The sequence below is a fragment of the Bacteroides gallinarum DSM 18171 = JCM 13658 genome, from assembly GCF_000374365.1.
In the GTDB taxonomy this organism is placed as follows: Bacteria; Bacteroidota; Bacteroidia; order Bacteroidales; family Bacteroidaceae; genus Bacteroides; species Bacteroides gallinarum.
In genome coordinates this window covers 26,820-47,970 of sequence record NZ_KB894146.1, presented here as the reverse complement: position 1 = coordinate 47,970, position 21,151 = coordinate 26,820, and the positions used below count along the sequence as shown (strand labels likewise).

General features: G+C 44.6%; 23 protein-coding genes and 1 pseudogene. 4 read left to right on the top strand and 20 right to left on the bottom strand.

Annotation, left to right across the window (positions count from 1 at the left end):
* Window positions 1–155: pseudogene (locus C233_RS23740) on the bottom strand (DDE transposase); the annotation flags it as partial.
* Window positions 156–335: 180 nt separating this feature from the next.
* Between C233_RS23740 and C233_RS0115795 the strand changes: the two are divergent.
* Window positions 336–1,376: an HNH endonuclease family protein gene (locus C233_RS0115795; RefSeq protein ID WP_039748074.1), complete on the top strand. Its 1,041-nt coding sequence runs from the start codon at window positions 336–338 to the stop codon at window positions 1,374–1,376.
* Between the two features lie 141 nt (window positions 1,377–1,517).
* Here C233_RS0115795 and C233_RS0115790 read toward each other — a convergent pair whose 3' ends face one another.
* The 9 genes from C233_RS0115790 to C233_RS0115750 are packed head-to-tail and all read right to left on the bottom strand — an operon-like array spanning window position 1,518 to window position 8,975.
* The gene (locus tag C233_RS0115790; protein ID WP_025068987.1) at window positions 1,518–2,192 is read right to left on the bottom strand and encodes a hypothetical protein; all 675 of its coding nucleotides are present in this window, start codon (window positions 2,190–2,192) and stop codon (window positions 1,518–1,520) included.
* Complete coding sequence (locus C233_RS0115785) at window positions 2,189–2,734, bottom strand: hypothetical protein (protein WP_018668534.1); 546 nt, start codon at window positions 2,732–2,734, stop codon at window positions 2,189–2,191. Before C233_RS0115785 ends, C233_RS0115790 begins: the two co-directional genes overlap by 4 nt.
* Window positions 2,731–3,276, bottom strand: coding sequence for a topoisomerase C-terminal repeat-containing protein (locus tag C233_RS0115780; RefSeq protein ID WP_018668533.1), 546 nt, complete (start codon window positions 3,274–3,276; stop codon window positions 2,731–2,733). Before C233_RS0115780 ends, C233_RS0115785 begins: the two co-directional genes overlap by 4 nt.
* A gap of 26 nt (window positions 3,277–3,302) precedes the next feature.
* The gene (locus tag C233_RS0115775; protein WP_018668532.1) at window positions 3,303–4,043 is read right to left on the bottom strand and encodes a hypothetical protein; all 741 of its coding nucleotides are present in this window, start codon (window positions 4,041–4,043) and stop codon (window positions 3,303–3,305) included.
* A gap of 5 nt (window positions 4,044–4,048) precedes the next feature.
* Entirely contained in the window at window positions 4,049–5,236 is a 1,188-nt protein-coding gene (locus tag C233_RS0115770; protein ID WP_018668531.1) for a toprim domain-containing protein, read from the bottom strand.
* Between the two features lie 30 nt (window positions 5,237–5,266).
* Entirely contained in the window at window positions 5,267–6,592 is a 1,326-nt protein-coding gene (locus tag C233_RS0115765) for an ArdC family protein (RefSeq protein ID WP_018668530.1), read from the bottom strand.
* Window positions 6,576–6,806, bottom strand: coding sequence for a hypothetical protein (locus C233_RS0115760; protein WP_005837618.1), 231 nt, complete (start codon window positions 6,804–6,806; stop codon window positions 6,576–6,578). The genes C233_RS0115765 and C233_RS0115760 overlap by 17 nt, the downstream gene beginning before the upstream one ends.
* Before the next feature lie 52 nt (window positions 6,807–6,858).
* Window positions 6,859–8,178, bottom strand: coding sequence for a MutS N-terminal domain-containing protein (locus C233_RS0115755; protein ID WP_018668528.1), 1,320 nt, complete (start codon window positions 8,176–8,178; stop codon window positions 6,859–6,861).
* 11 nt (window positions 8,179–8,189) lie between these two features.
* Window positions 8,190–8,975 carry a DUF4099 domain-containing protein gene (locus C233_RS0115750; protein WP_018668527.1) on the bottom strand — a complete coding sequence of 262 codons (786 nt, stop codon included), beginning with the start codon at window positions 8,973–8,975 and terminating at the stop codon, window positions 8,190–8,192.
* An 83-nt stretch (window positions 8,976–9,058) separates the two neighbouring features.
* On the opposite strand from C233_RS0115750, the gene C233_RS0115745 reads away from it, so the two are divergent.
* From C233_RS0115745 to C233_RS0115735, 3 genes are all read left to right on the top strand, one after another.
* Window positions 9,059–9,724: a glucosaminidase domain-containing protein gene (locus C233_RS0115745; protein WP_025068986.1), complete on the top strand. Its 666-nt coding sequence runs from the start codon at window positions 9,059–9,061 to the stop codon at window positions 9,722–9,724.
* Between the two features lie 333 nt (window positions 9,725–10,057).
* On the top strand, window positions 10,058–10,222 hold the full coding sequence (locus C233_RS24200; RefSeq protein WP_154656076.1) for a hypothetical protein: 165 nt from the start codon (window positions 10,058–10,060) through the stop codon (window positions 10,220–10,222).
* Between the two features lie 488 nt (window positions 10,223–10,710).
* The gene (locus C233_RS0115735) at window positions 10,711–11,661 is read left to right on the top strand and encodes a hypothetical protein (protein WP_128081954.1); all 951 of its coding nucleotides are present in this window, start codon (window positions 10,711–10,713) and stop codon (window positions 11,659–11,661) included.
* Window positions 11,662–11,838: 177 nt separating this feature from the next.
* On the opposite strand, the gene C233_RS0115730 is transcribed toward C233_RS0115735, so the two are convergent.
* From C233_RS0115730 to C233_RS0115685, 10 genes are read right to left on the bottom strand one after another with little or no spacing between them, the layout of a single operon-like run.
* Entirely contained in the window at window positions 11,839–12,537 is a 699-nt protein-coding gene (locus tag C233_RS0115730) for a TraX family protein (RefSeq protein ID WP_018668523.1), read from the bottom strand.
* A gap of 12 nt (window positions 12,538–12,549) precedes the next feature.
* Window positions 12,550–14,859: a type IV secretory system conjugative DNA transfer family protein gene (locus C233_RS0115725; protein WP_018668522.1), complete on the bottom strand. Its 2,310-nt coding sequence runs from the start codon at window positions 14,857–14,859 to the stop codon at window positions 12,550–12,552.
* A 24-nt stretch (window positions 14,860–14,883) separates the two neighbouring features.
* Window positions 14,884–15,357 (bottom strand): hypothetical protein, encoded by a 474-nt coding sequence (locus C233_RS0115720; protein WP_018668521.1) that lies wholly within the window; start codon window positions 15,355–15,357, stop codon window positions 14,884–14,886.
* 3 nt (window positions 15,358–15,360) lie between these two features.
* A complete protein-coding gene (traN, locus tag C233_RS0115715; RefSeq protein ID WP_018668520.1) occupies window positions 15,361–16,248 on the bottom strand; it encodes a conjugative transposon protein TraN in 888 nt (295 codons plus the stop codon).
* 50 nt (window positions 16,249–16,298) lie between these two features.
* On the bottom strand, window positions 16,299–17,510 hold the full coding sequence (locus C233_RS0115710) for a conjugative transposon protein TraM (RefSeq protein ID WP_018668519.1): 1,212 nt from the start codon (window positions 17,508–17,510) through the stop codon (window positions 16,299–16,301).
* Entirely contained in the window at window positions 17,507–17,995 is a 489-nt protein-coding gene (locus C233_RS0115705) for a hypothetical protein (RefSeq protein WP_018668518.1), read from the bottom strand. Before C233_RS0115705 ends, C233_RS0115710 begins: the two co-directional genes overlap by 4 nt.
* A 12-nt stretch (window positions 17,996–18,007) precedes the next feature.
* The gene (traK, locus tag C233_RS0115700; RefSeq protein ID WP_025068985.1) at window positions 18,008–18,604 is read right to left on the bottom strand and encodes a conjugative transposon protein TraK; all 597 of its coding nucleotides are present in this window, start codon (window positions 18,602–18,604) and stop codon (window positions 18,008–18,010) included.
* Window positions 18,605–18,623: 19 nt separating this feature from the next.
* A complete protein-coding gene (locus C233_RS0115695; RefSeq protein ID WP_018668516.1) occupies window positions 18,624–19,751 on the bottom strand; it encodes a TraJ family protein in 1,128 nt (375 codons plus the stop codon).
* Between the two features lie 60 nt (window positions 19,752–19,811).
* Window positions 19,812–20,483: a DUF5045 domain-containing protein gene (locus C233_RS0115690; RefSeq protein ID WP_373278745.1), complete on the bottom strand. Its 672-nt coding sequence runs from the start codon at window positions 20,481–20,483 to the stop codon at window positions 19,812–19,814.
* A gap of 4 nt (window positions 20,484–20,487) precedes the next feature.
* The gene (locus C233_RS0115685; protein WP_018668514.1) at window positions 20,488–21,141 is read right to left on the bottom strand and encodes a hypothetical protein; all 654 of its coding nucleotides are present in this window, start codon (window positions 21,139–21,141) and stop codon (window positions 20,488–20,490) included.
* Window positions 21,142–21,151 lie beyond the last annotated feature (10 nt).

Here is a 21,151-nt window from a genome sequence, read left to right as displayed (position 1 = left end):
AGGCCTGCGGCTTTTGCCATGCGTTCAAACGGGAACACTGAGTGAAGCCTGCCAAGCTCACTCTCATTAAAACTTTTGCGGTATTTTTCCAGAACATCAAATTCTGTGAAGCCCAAAGTTGGGTGAATTTCGGAAATATTTTGTATCTTAGCCATATCTTAGTCGGGGAATTTCCCCCGTTTTGGCCTTCAAACCTTATTTGCGGGGGAATACCTAAAGATACAAAAAAGCCAGCTAATTCGCAATATTTTGTGTATGAATTAGTTGGCTGATTTTATATTATTTACTGAATGTCCCTAGGGTTGACTACATTAGAGAAACTGAAAGCCTTTCTTATGCATCAGATATATAGGAACAATACCACTAATGTAATTAGCAACATCCATTCAATAGAAGCTAAGTTTGCTTCAATTTATAATTATATAGAAAAACTTGAAACCAAAGAAGACACAGTTTTAGGTTATCATTGTTCAGCATTCCTTTCAAGTTATGATTCTCCATTAGATGCAATAAGGGATAGTTTGTTGCGTGCAAATGATAAAACTAAGTGGATTAACGATTTTACAAGTGAATTATGCCGATCCTATTCTTTGATGTGTGAAATCGAGAGTACTTGGCACCTATTTAATAGTCCTATATCAGACGTATGCATCCTTGACAAAGCTAATTCTATGCCATTGGTACTTAAATTATGTCATTATAATAGTAACGGAACAAATCTGAAAAACATTCCGGCAATTGATAATGCGCTGAAATTGGTAGAGAAAATATTATTCAAAATGACTTATACACTGGGGAGTTATCGTACCAATAATTTAATAACCATAGCCAAGAATTATAAATCTGATGGATATGAAAATCTCATATCAGAACTCACAGACAAGAGTCTCCACGGATTTAAGTGGTACTGGAATTTTAATGGAGATTGTTTGCGATACTTTACTGTAAATAAGTATCATTATCATAGAGATTTGAGATATGTTCTATATAAATATGAAAACAATTTACGTGTAAAAGCACGTCAGCCTCTACTGTCACCTGATGAATGCACTAATGTTTTTCGTGATGTTTCTGTATCAAATACATTAGACCATATTACCCCACAAACGCCTGATTTTACAGAATATTCTGATGAATTTTGTAATGATTATCTTAACAATATAGGTAATTTGTCTCTTCTTACATGGGGAAATAACTCTTCCAAGAAAAATCATAATCCTGCAGATAATGATGTAATGGAAATGTATAATAGTATTTTCTATTCACATAAAGAAATATATGAAACACTTAAAAGAGACAAACAATGGAATGAAACACAGATAGAAGAACGTAGAGATAAGATAGTCAGATTTATTAAAGAAAATTGGTTGAACTGATTTATATGTTATAGGATGAGATCCATAGAAGAGAAGTGAGCATTTATTTGTAGTATAATTTGATTGATGTAATCTCAGTAAAGTTGAAAGTCTAAATATAGTATCTGAACTTCGATAGATAACTATATTTAGACTTTTAATCTATTTTGTCTTATATAAAGAAATGACAGGCCTGAACTTATGCTCTTGAATCTTCGGTGTCTCCTGAATAGTACTTGACTGCATGGAATAAAGCCAAGCCTTATTCTTCTTTTGCCCTTCCACTTCAGTAGAAGACCATAACCAGCATTCACCCGGATTCAGATTAATCGGAGTTCCACCGACTTCAGTTATACATTCATTAATCTGATGCCGGACAGCGAACAGATAAGAGAGCTGCCGGACAGAAGGAATATAGGCTGATTGTCCATAACTCCACAAATCAAAAGACTTGATAGCCATTGGTGATTGGACTTCATCATTATTGAACAAAGAATAGGTATTCTCATTTCCGTCCTCATCAGTCAATGATGCAGAAGTACCCTGATCAATACCAAGACTGTCGGCAAAAGCCAGCGGTTCCATATCATGAATGTAAACTGCATAACCGAGATTGTCAGCATCAGGACTACGGTTTACATGGAAAACTATGGCAACAGCTTTCTTGTCAGATTGCTTGAATTTGTCCATGGACAATATATTTCCGTCCGAACAAACCACATTGCCAACCTGAAGGGAAGATAACAGTTCGGTAACATCTTCATGTTCACAATGACAGGAAGTGAGCAACAGCCCACTCCATGCCAGAATCGGTAATAAAAATCTTTTCAGCTTCATAACAGTGGGATTTCAAATGACCTGATAACACATTGTGCTTCCTTATCCATAATGAACCAGTATTCAGAGCAGTACGGTTGTCCGTCAGAATCAGTGGCTTCATACTCTATCTTTACCTTCCAACCGCTGAACGGCTTGCGTTCCTGCCTAGCTTCATCACCTGCAGGCTTCAGTTCTTCTGTAAACATCAGAGAGCGGAGGGCTGTCATGGCATCCATCTGACGTTTCATCTGTCCGGACATCCCGTGACATTCTGAATCTGGATTATCAAAATCCGTATTCTCCATAAACCTGCGGCTGATTTTCATCATGGCTACAGAAAGAGCCATCTTCTCTTTCATGGTAACATACTCACGGCCAAATACAGAATCCGGTTTGCTAATACCGACAATCTTTACGGATTCTGGATTGTCCACTGAAGCCATCAGTGCCTTTTTGGCCATATCCTGTGCCTTATTCTCACTATTGTCCGAGCAGCCGGTTCCCATTCCGAGCAGAACTGCCACTGCAGGCAGTATCAGAAGTTTCTTTCCCTGTTTCATATCTTTACGATTTGAAGTTTGTCCGGAGCCAGACCGAGGCGTTTGCGGTAAATGGAACCGTCCTCCCGGTACATTTCCAGTTCTGATGAAGTAATGTTCTTCTCACAAAGCTCTTTCGCCTCGTCCAGTGTCAGCTGATGGCCGCCTATATTCCTCCATATGGCGAAGGAACATGGTGCTTCCTGGTTGCTGTAGTTTGAACAGTTGAAAGCCCTTGTTCCCACACGTACTTCGCCGCCGCAGTGCGGACACCTGCCGATAACAGACTGCATATTGACTGCACCGTCATCGGCAAGTTCCAGCACTGTCGGGAAAGTCTTTCCTTCCTTGGTGGAAAAGCCGTCCAGAAGGATACGGCGTTTCTCCAGAAAATCAGTAATCTCCCCGTCATTCATTTTCCGGTTGCCGATGATGGCATTGATGTTGAGCACACAAGAAGGATGCTCACCTGTGTTGTTTTCGCAGCGATACCCCTTACAGGTCTTCACCACGTTGCCGCCGCAGAACGGACAGCGTCCTATAATCTTCTTTTCTGAATCCATATTCCTGATAAATTACAATGTTTGAATTAATTGAATGAGAACCCCCGGTTCCAGTCCGCAACGATTCCTCCTATGATGTTCTTGCCGGACATCACGCTTGCCCATCCTTCCGGGTCAAGAGAGAACCAGAGGTCGTTCCATGAGAGTGTGCGTACCTGCCATGCCAGGATAAAGAGGTCGGTATTAACAGCCTCCAGTCTGGTCAGTACCTCGTTTGCTATGTAATACCGCTCGGAAGAACTGAGCAGGTTTACCTTGTGCTTCTCCTTGCCTCCGTCAGAACCACCTGTATCATAGCTTCCGGAAGTCACCAGCTGCTTCATGAACGGATAAAGCGCAGCCATCTGGGTTGCGGCATCAGCCAGCTCGTCCGAGACGATTGCAGCAATGGCCGTTCCCTTCAGGTTACTGCCGACCGATTTGAGCAGCAGGCTACAGTTCTGAGGTATCTCCGTGGCCACCAGTTCCCCGGCACGCTTAATCTGATAGAGATTCTGCATGGCACCCTGTGCATTGGAAAGATATTCCAGCATCTTCTCCTCCACACTGTGTACCCTGTCGAGAGCGACCGTTACGGCAGTCTCGGCAGCAATGATTTTCTCATGAGCCTTCTGACGTTTGTCATAGATATTCTTCAGAGTGGAAGTCTGTGCAAAGACAGCCCCCGTCAGAGTCGGGTCTGTCTGTTGTGCAAAAGTGTCTGTACCTTTCAGCAGAAAAAGAGCAAGGGCAGCCACTACCATTATTCTTATCTTGATTTTGTCCATATCATTCAGATTTTACGTCCTTTATTCCTTTGTTCGCTCAGATTCTGTTCACGTTCCTCTTTGTGTGGTGAAATCACCGGCTCCATCGGCCTGTTCAGCAGACAGTCGTTCCAGTCCTTGAAAGCCTTTGGAGGAAGCCACTGTCCCATACGGTAGCGGATGTTCAGCTGCCTGGCAACCTGGGCCAGCAGGGGACGGTTCATGTCAGGGTCGAATACCTTTCCCTTCGCTTCAATCCGGATGCCGCCGTCAGTCCTGCTTATCTTCATCTGAATACCTTCCTGCAGAGCCATCATGCGCAGTCCGTATATCCTCCCGGCCAGGTCATTGTCAAAACAGTCGAAGGCACGTGCATTGGGAAAGCGTTCCATAACTCCGGTTATCTGCCGGTCGGAAAATGTGCCGCCCAGTGAAACCAGAGCTGCACTGTCCCCAATTTGTATCCGGTTCATCTGGTAGAAGGCCATGGCATCAAATGCAGATTCACAGAAGAACACGCTTCTTACATTGTCCGGACTGATACCCGAAGGAACAGCCACCCATGCCGAGGATGACGAATCCGTACCGGCAGCCTTCGACTTATAACCGCCATGTCCTCTGATTTCATACCCCCTGACTTCATTTCCCTTTCCGTCAGTATATGGGAATCCGATATTGTAGCCTTCAAACTTCACGTTGTTCCTGTCCCTTATAAGGGAAATAAAGGGCGAAAGAGCCGTTACGGTCGCTTTGGACAGTCCGCACCGGAAAAACAGTCCCGGTATTTTACCTGTATCAACCGGCTTCACCTCATATCTGGAAGCGTCAAACACACCGCATGATTTTCCTGCCGATTTAACATACTCTCTGTCCTCCCTGTATTCAGGTTCAGGCATGTTGGCGAAACGTGCCATGACCTTGGCTATCTTCTGCCACTCATCTTTTCCGGATACTGTAAAGGAAGACAGATTCTCACGTATGAGTGTCACCACATCGCCCTTGGAACCGTCACGCCGGAAGAAGGTCTGTGCCGCCTTGTCGTTGGGATGGCTGACAATCAGTGTATCCCTCCTGTTACCGCCTTCACCGAGTACCAGCTCGATGTAACGTCCGACACCGGCTTTCCTGTCCAGACGGTAGCCCAGGGCATATGCAATGTCATCAATTCCCACACGGGATTTCATTTCCCTGAAATTAACTTTGTAGTCACTCATGCTTTCCGATTTAAGATGTTATACAGAATTTCATATACTAAGCCCTGTACCGGCATTCCGGTTCCTGCCCATCATGGTTATCTCCGGTTCGTATGTCTTCCGTGCCGTCATGTTCAGGAAAGCCTCCTTGTCCTTCCAGTCCGTAAGCTGGAAGAATGTCCTGGCCGTTTCCCTGGAAACCTTCTTCAGCCCCAGCTCCACGCCATCGTATGACGCACGGATGGCATAGTCTCCGGAACGGGTCTTGACAATGGCCGCATTTTTGAAAGGCATCTCCTCGTCCGCACTGACTGGAGCCAGCGGATCATTCTTTGCCAGATAAGGCTGTTTGCCGAGAGCCAGACGCTGTCTGTCCACATGGTCAAGAATCAGGTCGGAAGCCTTGTTCACGTCAGCCATGACCGATACGATAAACTTCGGTTCCTGTTTCAGTACACCAATCCACGAGTCCAGATAAGCAGCCGAGTTGTCCGTTATCCTGGAATCAAAGCCCATGGAATGGCTGATCATGGCAGCCGTAAGTTCCGCCACCAGCTCCTCCTTGGCGTATTTCGGGTCACCGAACCTGCCGCCCATCTCCCTGTTCAGACGCTCCGGTGTCATGGTGGAGTGAGTCATTTCATGCAGCATGGTGGAATAATACTCCATTCCGCCACGATATGTTTCTTCAGGAGAATCACCGATATTGAACTGCGCCTTCATGGGCAGCACCACAATATCCTTCGAGGGAGAATAATAGGCACCGTTCTCACGCTTGTCGGCATGTATCGGACAAAGCCACTGCTGCGTCTCCACCATACGGTCGAGTGCGGCATGGGTGTACATACCTTCCGTATCCCTAAGCTCCGGAACCTTGAATCTGTCCAATAACTTCTGCATCCTCTCCGGCTGCACTTCTGCCAGATTGGTCTGTGCCACATTGTACACCGGGAATGACTTGATGAAAGGAATGACATCCATATCCTTCTTCTCTTCCTTGCTCATTGCACGGTATTCCTCCGTGCTTATCCTCTTGCCGTGACTGTCCTTTATCATCATATCCCAGTACACCACCGGGAAGGCCTTTTCACCCCTCAGGACATGAGCCTTCAGGTTATGTGCCTGCTTGAAGGTCAGATATACCGGAAGCTGGTAGTTCATGGCTGCGGTATGCATCTGAAGGAAGAAGGAATTGGAACCGGAATAGTTGCGGCCACCCACATTCTGCGGAAGTCCGGCATAACCCGATGCACCGCCAATCCATCCCTGTTTCCATCCGGTATCCTTCATCTGCTGCATACGCTCAATCATCATTGCAGCGAAGCGGTCTATGGCCGCCTGTCCGCTGTTTCCCTGAGAGTCAGTTCCAGATGCCATAGCTGTCGTCATCCATTACCTGACGGTCCATCTGCTCGATGTCCGTCTGTTCCACATAGAACTCGGCCGATTCATCCGAAGGGTCCGTACCGTGTGACCGGCACCACTCCAGATAATCATCTGCATTCTCACTGTCCATAACAAAGCGGAGGAAACCTATCTTGCCCTCCTGCAGGAGCTCCACAAGCTCCTCATGATTCATTTTAGCTGACATATCTTATAGCTTTAGTTTATTACATGAAATTGATGAAACAACTCTGATTATGTTACATTTTCATAGAAGCCGTTTTCTCCACCTTTGCGGTGTTGGCTGCAAGCATACCGGTTATTTCCGTATTCAGGTACTTGGCCGCAATCTGTTCCCTTGTGGCCGTCTTGGTCTTGAAAAGCGAATAGCCGTCATCAAAGGAGATTTCATGCCGGGAAGTCTGTCCTTTCTCTCCGAGGTCAACCGACACCTTCCACTTGTTGTCGTTCCTGTCCTTGGCCACACGCACACCTTTGGGGTCAACACCTTCAGGAAGCTGATACTTCTCGTATGCGGATTTCAGATGCAGACGTTCCCCGAAGTTCTTTTCAATAAGCTGGTTTGGAGTGGCCACCCTGTCGAAGTAGGCATTCAGGTCCTGGCGTGAAGCCACGGCAGACATGTTCGTATCCCCAACCTGAACATAGAACTTGTATTTCCCAAAGTCAGGACGCTGCTCGTCCTTCTCCTTATAGACATTGAACTTGTTTACGGTTATAGAGCCGTCCGGTCCTGCAATCTCCATTGGCATACGGAAGGCTTCCTCAGATACCTTCGGCATCAGCTTTGTCGGATAGTAGCGTTCCATCAGCTGCGGCACCGTCATTTCCTTATTCTGGTAGGCCGCAAGGTCGGCTGCATCCATCTTCTGCGGCTTGAGCTGCTGTCCGTCAATTTTTGCGGTAAAGTACCAGTCGGCAGGATTGGTGGTACTCTGGTAGGCATGACCATGAGTTACCTTTTCACCGTTGGCAGTCACCATCTGCGGCTCACGGGGCTTTCGTTCCTGGGCTGTTTCCGTTTTCTGTCCGTCCTTCTTTTCGGTCTTTACTTCATTATCCGTCCCGGTCTCAGCTTTGGTTTCGGCTTTGGCCTTCGACTTCTTTTCCCTTGCAGGTTTTACATCAATAGTGTTCTCCACTGTTCTGTCAGGAGCTTCCTGCATACCCTGTTCCTTTTTCTTCTTTCCCATATCTGTATTGTTTTGAATGGTTCTGTCATTATTCTCAGCCTTGTCCTGTACGGCCTTCTTCTTCAAAGGACTGTCCAGTGCATCACAGATTGCAACCCTTATTCCTGAACGTATCAGCCTGGGCAGATAAACGTCAAGTGCCGATTGTGGAAATGATGCAACCTTTACAGGTTTCTTGTAGTCAGGCAGCATCCTGTCTGCAATCTTGATGGCAAGCACTGCGGCAGCCTTGACGGCATCCTGCTTATAGAGTTCATAGAAACTGTTCCGTCTGAACAGCAGCATGGCATCCGGATGCTTCTTTTTCAGTTCGTTGAACTGCCGTATGATACCGGTATCATTATCTGAATCTGTCTTTTTAGTCATAGGAATCAGTATTAGAGTTTAAGGCTGTTTGCTTTTGTTTCCTTCCGGGATGGAGAGAGTGAAACGGTACGCTCAACGGACTGTCTGTCCACCACCTTCTGATACTCCCAACGGTTCTTGTCAGTCATGACAAGGCCAAGGTATTCAGGATGAATCTCGTCATAGCGGAGCTTCTGCTGTCTTTCCCATTCCTTCATGTCACCTTTGATAAGCTTGAATCCCTGCTGCTCCTTCAGGTCAATGCCGACCGAAACCTTCTCACCGCCCACATTCAGTTCAACAGGTTTTCCCTCCCGTACCTGCTGCTTCTGCTGCATACCCAGTTCAATGTCGTTCACCTTCTCCATGTCCTTCAGACGCTGCTCCAGCTTTATGTCTGTGACACGTCTGTGAATGACGGATTTTGTTTCCGGATCAAGCTGCAGATACTGCTGAGTCTTTTCACCGTTTACGTTGACCGCCTTCTGTATTACCTCACCTCTGGCCAGACGTTCAGCCTCCTGCTGAGTGAGGTTGAGAACCTTGTTGCGTTCCCTATCCAGTTCTGCACGTACCGGATAGGTAATCAGAGCCGGAGCACCGTTTTTGTCTGTAGTCATCTGAAGTTTCATCGGCATGGTGATGATGCTGCCGTTCCTTGCGTTGATGGATACCTGCATGATGGGAGTCACTTCACCTGCCATCAGCTTCTCTTTCACTTCCATGGGCAAGCTGTCCGCCTTTTCACGGTCGATACCCAGTATTGCCAGTTTTTCGTATGGCAACAAATCGGACTGATTTCTGTTGTGCATTTCCATATTACTGTAATTAAGCTGTTATATTTGCGGTTCTAACCGCCTGAATGCCACAAATGTATTCACGGCAATCCCCTGAAAAAGAAATGCGCAACACTATTCTGATTTCACTGCTGCTGATGCTGCTGCCGGTAAGCGTATCGGCACAGTTCTATACGATAACCAGAGATTCGGCACTTCTGCCAACAGAAAGACAAAAAGAGTCTTATAACTGTGCAAGAAAGGATGTTACAGAAGGGAAAAAGAAAGAGATGATGGCAAAGGATACCCTGACTGTCGGACCGGACAATCAGAAGAAATTGAAAAATAACAGCCGGAATAGTGACAGGAAAACATCCCTTAAAACAGGGCAGCAAAAGAAAACAGATGATATTACGAAATCAGAAAACAATCTTCCTGAACTTACCATCCACAATCTTTATAAAGAAATCATAAGAAACGGAATCCTATACCCCAAAATCGTATTGACCCAGGCTATTTTAGAGACCGGATGGTTCCGTTCATCAGTATGCCGGAACAAGCATAATCTTTTCGGGCTTACCAATCCACGTACAGGAAAATACTATGAATTCAATCATTGGACAGAAAGTGTCCGGGCTTACTATACTAAAGTTCAATACAAATATAAAGGTGGAAACTATCTGCTTTGGCTTGATGAGATTGGGTATGCAGAAGATTCGAATTATATAATAATTATAATAAAGTTATTGAAACAATTAAATAATAGAATGGATATGGTTTTAGAATATTGAATCTCGGTAAATATGTATCCTATTTCTTCATGAACTCTAATTAAAAAGAAATGAAGGGGTGTCAAAACTCATTTTTTGAATACATGAACTTATAATTTGAAATTTGAGTATCCTAAAAGACTAAAAAGAGCCGTATCATTACTCAATAGAGAGTTTGACACGCCCCTTTTTAATATTATAGCTATAATCTGTAACTTTGAGGCATATTGTGTGCTGGAAATTGTAAAGATGATATCATGCAATACAAAATAGCCATTAAATTTATGTATATTCTTATTCTCAAAAGTAATTTTAGGGTTATTAGAAACGAACTGATTTTAGTAAAGAGTAAAAATGGAAAAGATAACGATAAAGACAGATGATGATAAAAGTGTAGAAGCAAGTGCACCAATAAAGGATATTCAGTTTGGAAAAATCCTTTTTAATGGGGTAAAATCTTATGTGTCATATGATAAGGCTCATTATATTTTGGTCGAAGAATCCGGCTCCACTTTTTAAGACATGAGGATTATTGGACTATTTAGATAATAAAAGCATAAATAGTTATATCCCATGACTATCATGAAGAAAAAATGGAAATGGGTGTACCATCATTGAGCAGTAGAATGGATACATTCAAGAGATTGGTTGATAGATTGGGATATGAGAAAATAATATGGAGACATTTATTCTCCTTGGTTCGGACAGCACTATAAGATAGATGGTGCGGTTTACCCTCTTAAAGAGAATAAGGATGGCAAATTTGATTTCAAGCATGATAACAGTATTTCGCATATAAGTTGGTTAAGACACAAGAAAGACAAGTTTATGGAAACATTAGAATTATCAGAAAAAAACAATAGAGAAGTATTAAGCTGTAAATCAAAATAAAGTTTGTAGTAATTACTGCAATATCATAGATTTTTTATACTTTTGAAGATAATATTTATACTAATTATATTTCCATGATTATTGATTCTAATGAGTATGAGTTACTAAGTAACAATATGTACTATTTAAAAGCAAAATCCCTTTTGTGCACTATTGAAACTCAATCAATTGATGAAATTAAAAATACTTTTGTAGTTATAGAACCCTACGAATTTAAAAACATAATATTAGATAATAATAGACTTAATGTTGGATGGAGGACTAGTGGTGGAAGAGAATTTTTAGAGACTAAGGGAATATTAAATAAGGAAGAATGTGAAGAACTACTTGAAAAATTTAGAGGACTAATAATAGGGTATCCGTATTTTCAACTATCGGTTAATATATCTGGCGGTACTGAACCGTTTGAATGTGATGTTATTCGAATTAAAGGAGGTTTTAAGAATCAATTTCCTTATTGTGGATATAGTGAATTTTCTGTGGATTTTATTTCTCTACAGAGGAATGGAACTGTAGGAATAGTTACTTCTCTTAAAACATCAGACATAGCTAAAAAATTTACAGTAACCAAAGTACCAAAAGTGGGACAGATTCTGAGTATTAAGAATAGATTCCTTTGTCCTTCAGACTTGAAAGATTATATCAATGGTGTAAAGACATCTTATATGGGAACACCTTCATATAACTGGGAAGAGGTAAAAGGAAATGTTACAGGTGATTCGTTTGTTTCTTCTTTGAGTATGACAATCAATTTTGATTCAAAGATAGGGCAATTGTTTTTTTCCGAGAATTTATATAAGCGTACTTATGAAATAATTTCTCATTCATCAATGGATCCTGGAAATGACGAATGTACAGAGAGTACAGATAGATATATTTGGGGGACATTTGGATTCAATGAATTTTCTTTTATCAATTTAATAAAAGAAATGTCTCAAAGCCATCTTGTATCTTCTCTAAGTGAAAGCTACATTAAATTTAAAGTTCCTATAAAAAAGTCAGATTTTACAAAACTCACTGGCATTTATTTATTTGAATCTATAATTCATAGTTCATACAGATATTGATTTTTATTGGTATGTTCATAAACTACTAACAACAGTGGTAATAATGTTCACTATTATAAATTGGCACAAATTATTACATAATGCATAGAAGAATTGTTGTAATATTGAGGAATTTTATCGGTAGACAAGTTGGAAGATGTTGGATTAATGCTGATTACAGAGTTTAAACATCAATATTCAGGAAAAAGACCTATTGCAAATCTGAATAAATAAAATGAAATGTACAGGGTAAAAAGCATAGAAACCATATTTGGCTATGCCTCCCTGCACAAATCCTCTTTTCCTATTATACAGATATAAAATCATGCAAGCCATTACAGCACCAATTACCCCGTAGTGCATCATTAAAGTAAATGTGCAAAAAAATTGCATACCTCTACTATATGGTAAAGAGTGCTCAAATCCATTAAAAAGATAGAAGAAAACAATAACAAGAATCCCTCTCCATTCATAATCCACTCCAAGCCAAGAAGCGAGTCCGGCCATACCAAGCGTCCAAAGGAATCCCAGTACCATACTACGTTGCAGAAGATTTTCAAGAACCATAAGCGTGGCCACACCCAATGCAAGCGTAAACATCACATTATGTGTCCCGTCAGCACCATTCAGCAGAAACCAGGGTATTTCACTGATTACGGCAAAGCCCAGCAGGGTAAAAAAATACCTGTACCTGCTTCTTGTATGGATAAATCCTTCCGCTATCAGGAAGGCAAACACAGGAAAAGCGATGCGCCCTATACAGCGCATCGTTCCGTATAATATTGTACCGTGCTCCATCAGATAAAGAGCAACATGGTCAATAACCATGGAAATCAAAGCAATGACTTTCAGTGTACTACCGCTAAGTCCGAATGCCGGTTTTAAAATCAGATTCATAGGCTTATATATTTAACTGATACCGAGAAGTTCCTTTACCATATCCTCCACTTCCTGATTAACACGCTTGAAGTTACGGTTGAGCAGGATTTCCTTCTCTTTGTCGTTTTTGAACTCATAGATTTTGGGTAGAGCCACATAGTGCTTTTCCTCGTCCTTAATCTTTTTCATGTCAAAATGCGTCTTGCAGAAATATTTTGTAGTCTTGAATTCTTCCGACTGCTCGATGTCAAAATGGTCAAGCATACTGTCATCGGTAGCCGTAAAGTCACGTGCAGCCTGTCCTGCCAACCATCCGGTAGCCATATCCGCAATCTTGGCTGCAGGAACCAGAAAGTCCATCTTCTCAGATATTGTGGTTGATACCTTGTGGTCATTGATGGAAATGGAACGTGAGGTCTGCTTTGCCTTTCCGAATACATCATTCTGTGCCCACTCCAGCGTCTCCTTGTTACGTGCCGCACCCATGAAGATATTACCGCAGGTGGTGATAATCTTCTGCATACCGACCTTGCCGTAGTCAGCCTCCAGCTGAGGAAGTTCCTGGAAACCTAAAGTTACGGCAACCTTGTTGGAACGAGCCGTACCGATAAGACGATCTATCTTGTGAAAGTACAGTGTCGGAAGCTCATCCACGATAATGCTTACCGGAATGTTGCCCTTTGAGTTCACTCTCGTGATAAGACGGTTCAGAACCAGGGCATTCAGAGAACCGATAACCTGTTCCTTTTCCGGGTCATTGGCTATCACCAGATAACTCGGATTAGCCTTGTCTGAAATCTTCAGATCGAAATCATCCCCGGTGAATACCCAGTAGGCTTCCGGAGACACAAGACGTGCGGCATTCACACGAAGCGTACCGACCATACCTTCCAACTGGTCATTCGCCTTGTTCTCGTAAGCACTCTTGAACGGAGCCATCAGCGAAGCAATTCTGTCATCCTGCATCAGGATACTGAATACCTGGTCATACGGCCTACCGAGAAATGAAAGCACATGCGGCATGTCCGAGAACTCACCGGTTACGGTATCCGGTTCCACTTCATTGCCATGCTCGTCCTCATACCAGCACCTTTGAATCAGAATCTTCCTACCGGTCCTGTCCTTATAGCTGTATCCGTTCAGGTCAACAAACATACGATCCTCGTCAGTCGATACGTCATTGCCGTTCTCATCCACGAAGTCAAGCACCACGTTACCGTCCTTGTCGATGGCATTGAAGTCATCCCAGTTGCGTATGACAATCTCCAGCTTCTTTCCCTCCAGTGATATAAAGCGTCTGAGCTTTTTTCCGTTCCTGAATCCGACCGGATGGAAGTTTACAAAGAAATAGATGATGGCAGCCAGGAAGTTTTCCGCAGAGTTGGTAAAGAAGGCTTCAGAGCCCCCCTTCTTCTCTCCACCTCCCTTGTTGAGCGAGGCCAAAAGAGTAGCAGCCGTTTCAGAAGCGGCAGCCAGATCCGGGATATATTTCCGCTGAATCGGATTGATGCGGTTGGAGTATTCCACATCAGTAAAGTTGATGGTACGGAATCCGCAGTTCTGAGGTAGTTTGCCTGCCTTGCGGTTCTTGCAGTACTGGTAGAAAAGCGTCTTGGCCAGTGTCGGGTACTTGAAATCATATACCATCATGGCAAATCCCTTTGCTGAATGCTGCCTGATGAACGGGTCAATGATACCGAAAGACTTACCGGAACCCGGTGTACCCAGAACAATCGTACCACGGAACGGATTGATGATATTGATCCATCCTTTGTGCATCTTCTTTTTCCAATAGTATATCATCGGAATGTTCACCGAATAATCATTACTGACCAGTGTTTCCGACTGCTGGAACGATTCGTTCTCAAAGTTGAAACGGTCCTCACCAACCTTGTAGTTGTAATACTTGGCAATACCGTCTAGTCCCTGATGTACCAGCATGGTACCGACTACCGAACTGACTGCATACATAAGCCTGTTGGCCGGAAATCCCAGCCAGCTGAATCCGAAACTCATGCCGTGGAATACAAAACAAAGCCCTACAAGTGTCAGACCGGCCAACACAGGATAGATGACCATTGTCCTTACATTGAACTTCAGTGACTTTTCAGCCTTTGTGCCGATACAGACAATACAGATGCATATCAGTTCGGCCACCTTGCATCCCGATACGGAATTGAATACCCTGAACCGTGCCAGCAGGTCGAGTACGAACTGCGTAACCCTGTTGTCTGCCGTAACAGGCAGATTCATGATGATTTCAATAATCAGAAAGATATAGATGCAACTCCTGAAGTAGTTGTACATCTGCTGCTGTTCCCTTGTCTCTTCAAATGCCATACGCTCTAACTGTATATGAATTTGCTAAAATGGAACCTTTATACCCAACAGCAGACCGTTGCGGAAGGTATCCCCATGCAGGAAGTTCACATTGTTCTTCTGTATGACAGAGAACTCCAGTCCGCTGCGGAACACATAGCTGTATTCAAATCCGGCCTCCAGTCCGAAGAAGAACTTCTTCTGTACTGCACCGAACTGTGGCCCCAGACGAAGGCGCATCATGCCGTTCTTGTACCGTGCCAGACGATGCTTGTAAACCATACCTCCATCCCAAAAATATCCTTTCCAGAAATTGTGACATACCGGTTTCTGCCAGTGATTCCCGACCTCACCGTATACTTCGACCGCATTTCCGTATGAAAGCGGAAACTCATAACCCAAAGTGGCATTCAGAGTACTTGGAAAAAGGAATCCGGCATTGACGGAAACCTTTCCGGTCTGTGCCGATGTACCGATGAATGCAACCGAGCACAACAGAATGAACAGAATCTTTTTCATGGCCTATCTTTTTATGGAATGATCAATATAATAGTAGGGGTAATAGTCGGCACCGTCCAGAATATCCGAGTCGAAGCCGTCTGCATTGAGAATGTCCTCATACTCGATGGTGAGTACCACTACACGTCCGCTTATCTGGTTCTCGGAAATCTCCAGACGGAGCACCTTCTCTTCAGGGAAAGTCAGCTTCGGAATCACAAGCACGTTCCTGTAGTCCTTTTTGAACTTACGGGTGTTGTTCATGGAGAATACCGGAGTAAGCTCTATGGTCTGTGAGTTGGTTGCCTTTGTCTCCTTTTTGTCAGTAAGTTTTACCCTTATTTCCTCAATGTCGTATGCAATCCTGGTCCTGTTCTTCAGCGTATAGTCCAGAAAGAAATAGTCACCGATGGAATAGATGTTGTTGATGTATGCCCTTATTCCGTTTTTGTCTGATACAATCTGGTTGAACTTTCTTCTGCTTCCATAGACAGCCCAGGCATATCGTGCAATCTCGGCCATCGGCATGGAAACCTCCGGATTGATATAGGACTGCGTCTCATTGTAGGATACATTGTAGATGGTAGAAGCACAATCCGGTGATTCGGTATAGAGAATGTCATATTGGGCAATATGACGCTCACCGATAACGGTGAGTGTACCCAGAAGCTCGTTTTCGCTGTAACCTTCAGACGATATGGAATCATTCTCCAGATAAGGCTTGATGCGGACGATATTGTCTGTACACTGGTTGCCTATAATTTTTGTTGTAGAAATATCAACCATTTTGATATTCTCGGGCATGACAATGTGCGTGGTCACTTCCCGGTTGATGTATATCTTCTCATTGGCCGACAGATGTACGGCTATGCCTGTGATAAGGCATATTATCAGAATAATTTTGGTTTTCATATTGAAATATTAAGATGTTACTATAATTTTCTTTGCTGTATTCAGATATATCAGCGTGCATCCTCCGAATTTATCAGATAAACAATAGTATTGTATTTGATTTTCGCCTTGTTCTTTCTGATATTGGAAGATATGGCAGAAGTTGCAGAGTTATACATGTTCTGCAGTGACTGGAGGGCAATGGCCTCCGTAGAAATACCTGTACCGTAACCGTCACTGGATTCAAAACTGATATTCTGCTGTACCGTATTGGAACCAGCATCCTTCATGAAATCCCTGAAAGCCGATTCAGGAACATAGAAGCCTTCCATACCGTCATTGTCAAAAACAGAAAGCTTAACCTTGATGAACCTGTCGCCGATAAGGATACTGGTTATGGAAGCCCTGACACGCTGCTGTCCGAAACCTGTTACCGTTCCATAGAGGTAAGTTCCCTTTTTCAGCTTTGTGCCGCTTACCGTCACATCGTCCAGAAGCTTGAACCGCAGACGTGTACCTTCATGCGCCTTTGTAGTCTGGTCAATCATGGCACGTATCAGTTTGTTTTCAGCAAATTCATCCGGAGCAGTAACCGTATTGAACCTGTCGGCATTGGTGTCATCGGACTTGATTACCAGACTCGGACGGTTACGTTCCCTTTCCTCCTGACGTACTCTGGCTATGGAATCAGCCCTGTGCTTTCTTTCCGCTTCCTCTGCTTCCGAGTCTTTGATACCCAGTCCGCTTTCAATTGCCTTCTGCCGTTCATAGCTCCTCCGCTGAATCTCTTCAAGGTCACGTGCAAACTCGTCCTGTGAGGAATAGCCCATACCTCCGTAACCCGTTTCACTGTTTCCCGAAGGACCGTTACCGTAGGCATATGCATTGATATGCTTTCTTGATTCTGCAAGGGAACGTTCCAGTTCTTCAAGTTCCCTCTGCTGCCGCTGTCTTTCAGCTTCAGCTGCATCCAGTCTGTTCAGTTCCTCCTCGCTGTAGCCGTGTTCCAGTTCCTCCTTCTTCTGTTTTTCTTCTCCGATACCGCTTACGGCTGTGAAGGCATCCTCGTCACCGAAACGTCTGGACATCTCATACATCTTGTCTCCGGCTTCCTCGGCATTGGCCTGGGGAAGTTCCATGTTGATACGGTCTGTAGCTACCGTTCCGGCAGTTTCCTCACCACCGGAGAAGGTCTGCATCACAAAGTATACCAGTGCGCACAGCGGAACGAATATGACCAGCGGAAAGATATACTTGGGCTGTTTGAAATTAATCTTAATCATGGGTTATCATTGTTTTTAATGGATTTGACTATATTTTCCAGCTGCCGGTATTTGAGGATCATCCGCAAGGAATCCTCACGGCTCTTTACTGGTATGGCAATCATGGAGTCCAGTTCATGACGCAGTAACTGTCCCTTTACCGTCATGTCCGTCAATACACTGCGGTGAATGTCCTTGTTTGCCTGGATGGTACGGAATCCCTGAAACACCGGTTCCATTGCGGCTATCGAACTGACATCCGGGTCACTCTGTTTCCCGTTGCCGGAATCTATGGCTACGGTACTTACAAGTAGCAGAAGCAGTGTTCCTGTTACACCTGCGAATGTAGCTTTCGGATGCTTTGCCGCCCATCTGTTGGCCAGTCTTATCCTTGCGGACAGACGGTATCTTGTACCGATGACACCCAGCCTTGGCTGCAACCACGACCTGATAAGCAGATGCGTTCTCAGACGGTTTTCCTGTATCTTTTTTCTGAATGATTTCATAATATCAGTATATCAATAGTCCAAATCCCTGTTTTCAAGAGTCCTCCAGCCGGTAATGAGCAGACCGTGGGGATTGTTCCTTGTCCTCGGTACGGACTCGATGTAACCTGTTGTCACCATCGAGCGTCTGATGTCCCTGGTCCTGCGCTTGATAAGCTGCGTACCGTAATAGGTAAACTTCCGTTCATGTTCGTCAAACTGAATGGAGTCGCACATGATGGTGCAGACAGCCGAAGAGGAAATGATGTCCGAGTAGAAACCGTTCTCGTCCATGGCCTGTTTCTGTTTCAGCGCAGTCCCGTCAGCCATATACATCGCTTTCCCTACCGTCCATTTGATATAGTCGTTGTCGGGCGGCAGGTTGAAGAAATACTGGTGGAACAACTGTATGTGCGCCTTGGCCTCCATGGTGAAGTTGGCTTCCAGCCGTGCACGCTCGGCAAGAAACGGAATGTCTCCGTCAAGTACATAAATCTGCTGCCTTTCCTCGTTGACAAGGGAAATGCAGCACCAGATGGTAAAGGCACAGATGACGGTGCAGCCTCCGATTACCGCAAATACCGTCATCATGGCCAGTCTGGTTTTCTGTGCAAGGGATTCAATAAGCATATTGTAAAAAGATTTGAAGTTATTTGACTAATGACCTGACAGCCGAACCGGCTCCCTTCAGGGTTGAACCTGCCGCACCTCCGGCCATGGCACCTGCAGTAGTGGTGATACCCATTGCAGCCGAACCGGCTACGGAACCAGTACCCGAACTTACACCTCCCGGAATGAGCCATGAAGCCACTTCAGGAACGAAGCGTATGATATAGGCACCCACGAGCATACCCATGGCATACATACAGTTGGAGCCTATTCCCTGCAGTCCCAGTGCGCCGATCTGTTCCCATGAGTTGACCGAGCCATGAAGCAGATGGTCATATGCCACCAGATCCTGCTGCAGGTTATAAAGAAGGATGAAATCTATATAATAGATGCACATATAGGTCACGAATCCCCATAACGAGAGGGAAAGAAACTTGGACATCCACTGGCTCCAGGCCGAGTTCCATGGCGGTGCCAGCGAGAGGGCAAACATGATCGGACAGAATATCATCATGATGGCCATGAAAATCCTCTGTGCCACGAGCATCCCGTAATACGACATCTGGAAAATCAGTTCCCCGACAAAACGTATGACATCGTTTATCCATTCACTGACCTTCGTCTCAGCCGCCACGGCAGCCCTCTGGGCGTAGTTGTTGATGGTCGAGCCCAGATTCTCCACATTATATATCAGTTTGTCCCACCAGGCAGCATCCTGACCGATTTCGGCCACCTGCTTTGCCGTGGCTATGGAATCCTGCACGGTTCTCAGCCTGTCAAGATATTCACTCTGTTTCTGTGCCACCTTCAGCTCGAAGGCCGCCACTTCCTTGTTCTTTGCCTTGGCCATAGCCCATGTAGCGGATTCCAGACTCTTTCCCGGAACCTGCAGAGCCGAGCATATCCATGAAGAGGATGAAATACACAGGGAAATGCCAATGATACGCAATAGTTTCATGACATCCATGCCACGCCTTCCGAGCATCATCATCCAGCATTCGTATGAACCGACACACAGGGCCAGGCACAGGCCGAGAGCCTTTGCCATTGAAACGGCATCACCGAGAACAGCCACATTGGGAAATGTCTCCATGGCCGTCAGCAGCTTTTCCAGACTTTCGTCAATGGCCGGAAGTCCTATTGTCAGCGGAATAAACAGTAAATTCATGATTGACTATATTATTTGTTTAATATTATTACTTAAATTATTATCAATTATAGAGAGTGTCTAATAGTGTGTAGCGGCAACGGCACAAAGGTGTGCAGTCCTGTTGACCAGTTCTGCCATCCTGGATTTGGCTTCCTCGTATGCCTTCTGCCGCTTGGCGTTCTCCAGCCCATAGCCGACACCGGTTTTGTGTATATAGGCTATATCCGCACAGAGTATTTCATTCTGGCGGCTCAGTTCGTCCACCTGATAGCGGAGCTTGCCGTCACTCTTCTGCATACAGTAGAGCAGTCCGTCCGTGATACAGTCCTGCATACGGTTGAACTCGTCCTTGTAGGTGGCATACATCAGGTCAACATTTCTGTCGGCCTCCCTTGCCAGTTCTTCCTTATACAGTTCCTCGATATATTTGCGCTCACTCTCCACTTTCCTGATTTTCTGCCTCTGCGTCTCTTCGGCAGTTACACGCACCGGCATGATACGTTTCACATCAGACTTGGGTTCCTTGAAACGGACACGGAATCCGGAATTGAACCAGTCCCATTTCCAGTACATTTCCGCACCTGAGTATTTCTTATGCAGGAAAAAGTAATACCAGTCCGGAGCGAAATCCCATGGACCGTTCTCCATTGACTTCCACTGCTTCTGCTTTTCACTGTCACTGACTATGCTTTGGGCATTGGCAACAGTGACTGTACCTGAAACTGATATACAGAACAGGCACAATAACATTATTCTAACCTGCATATCCCTGATTCCATTTATTGATTACACGCTCAGCTATCTCATTCTTCACATTGGAGTTCAGTATCTCCCAGATATAGTCCGGCTTCCATCCGCAGTCCGTAACAAGGAAACAGTACAGATTGGCATTGTCTATTATGTACCTTGCCCTGTCGATGGAAGTCTTCAGTGTCATTACCAGATTCAGCTTTTCATCCATGGAAGCCTTCATCAGGTTTATACCCGAAGCGGCCACGGTTGCATACAGTCTGTAGCAGTGTTGTATCTCCCTTGATATTGCCACGTTGGCATCGGCATAATACCAGGCCACGAAAGGCTTCTTCGATACATGGCTGAAAGTATTACCGGTAAAGTCCTTGTATTCCGTTACCAGCTGATACAGTGAGTTGGCCGTTGAAGAAATGGCACCGGCCAGCACCAGGTATGAATAGGCATTGTTCAGCCTTGTATCCAGAGTGGTCCGGACATCATTGAACTTTTCCGCACCTTTCTCAATGAGCGACTGCTCGCCATAGCTTGTGGCCACCCTTATCAGAGCCTTGTCCTCGTCCTTCTTTATGGCCTTGTGCAGGGCAATGAGTGCTTCGATGGTCGGCAGGTCTTTGGGTATGATGAAAGCGGAAGCCTTTACAGGCAGCAACAGCATTATAATACCG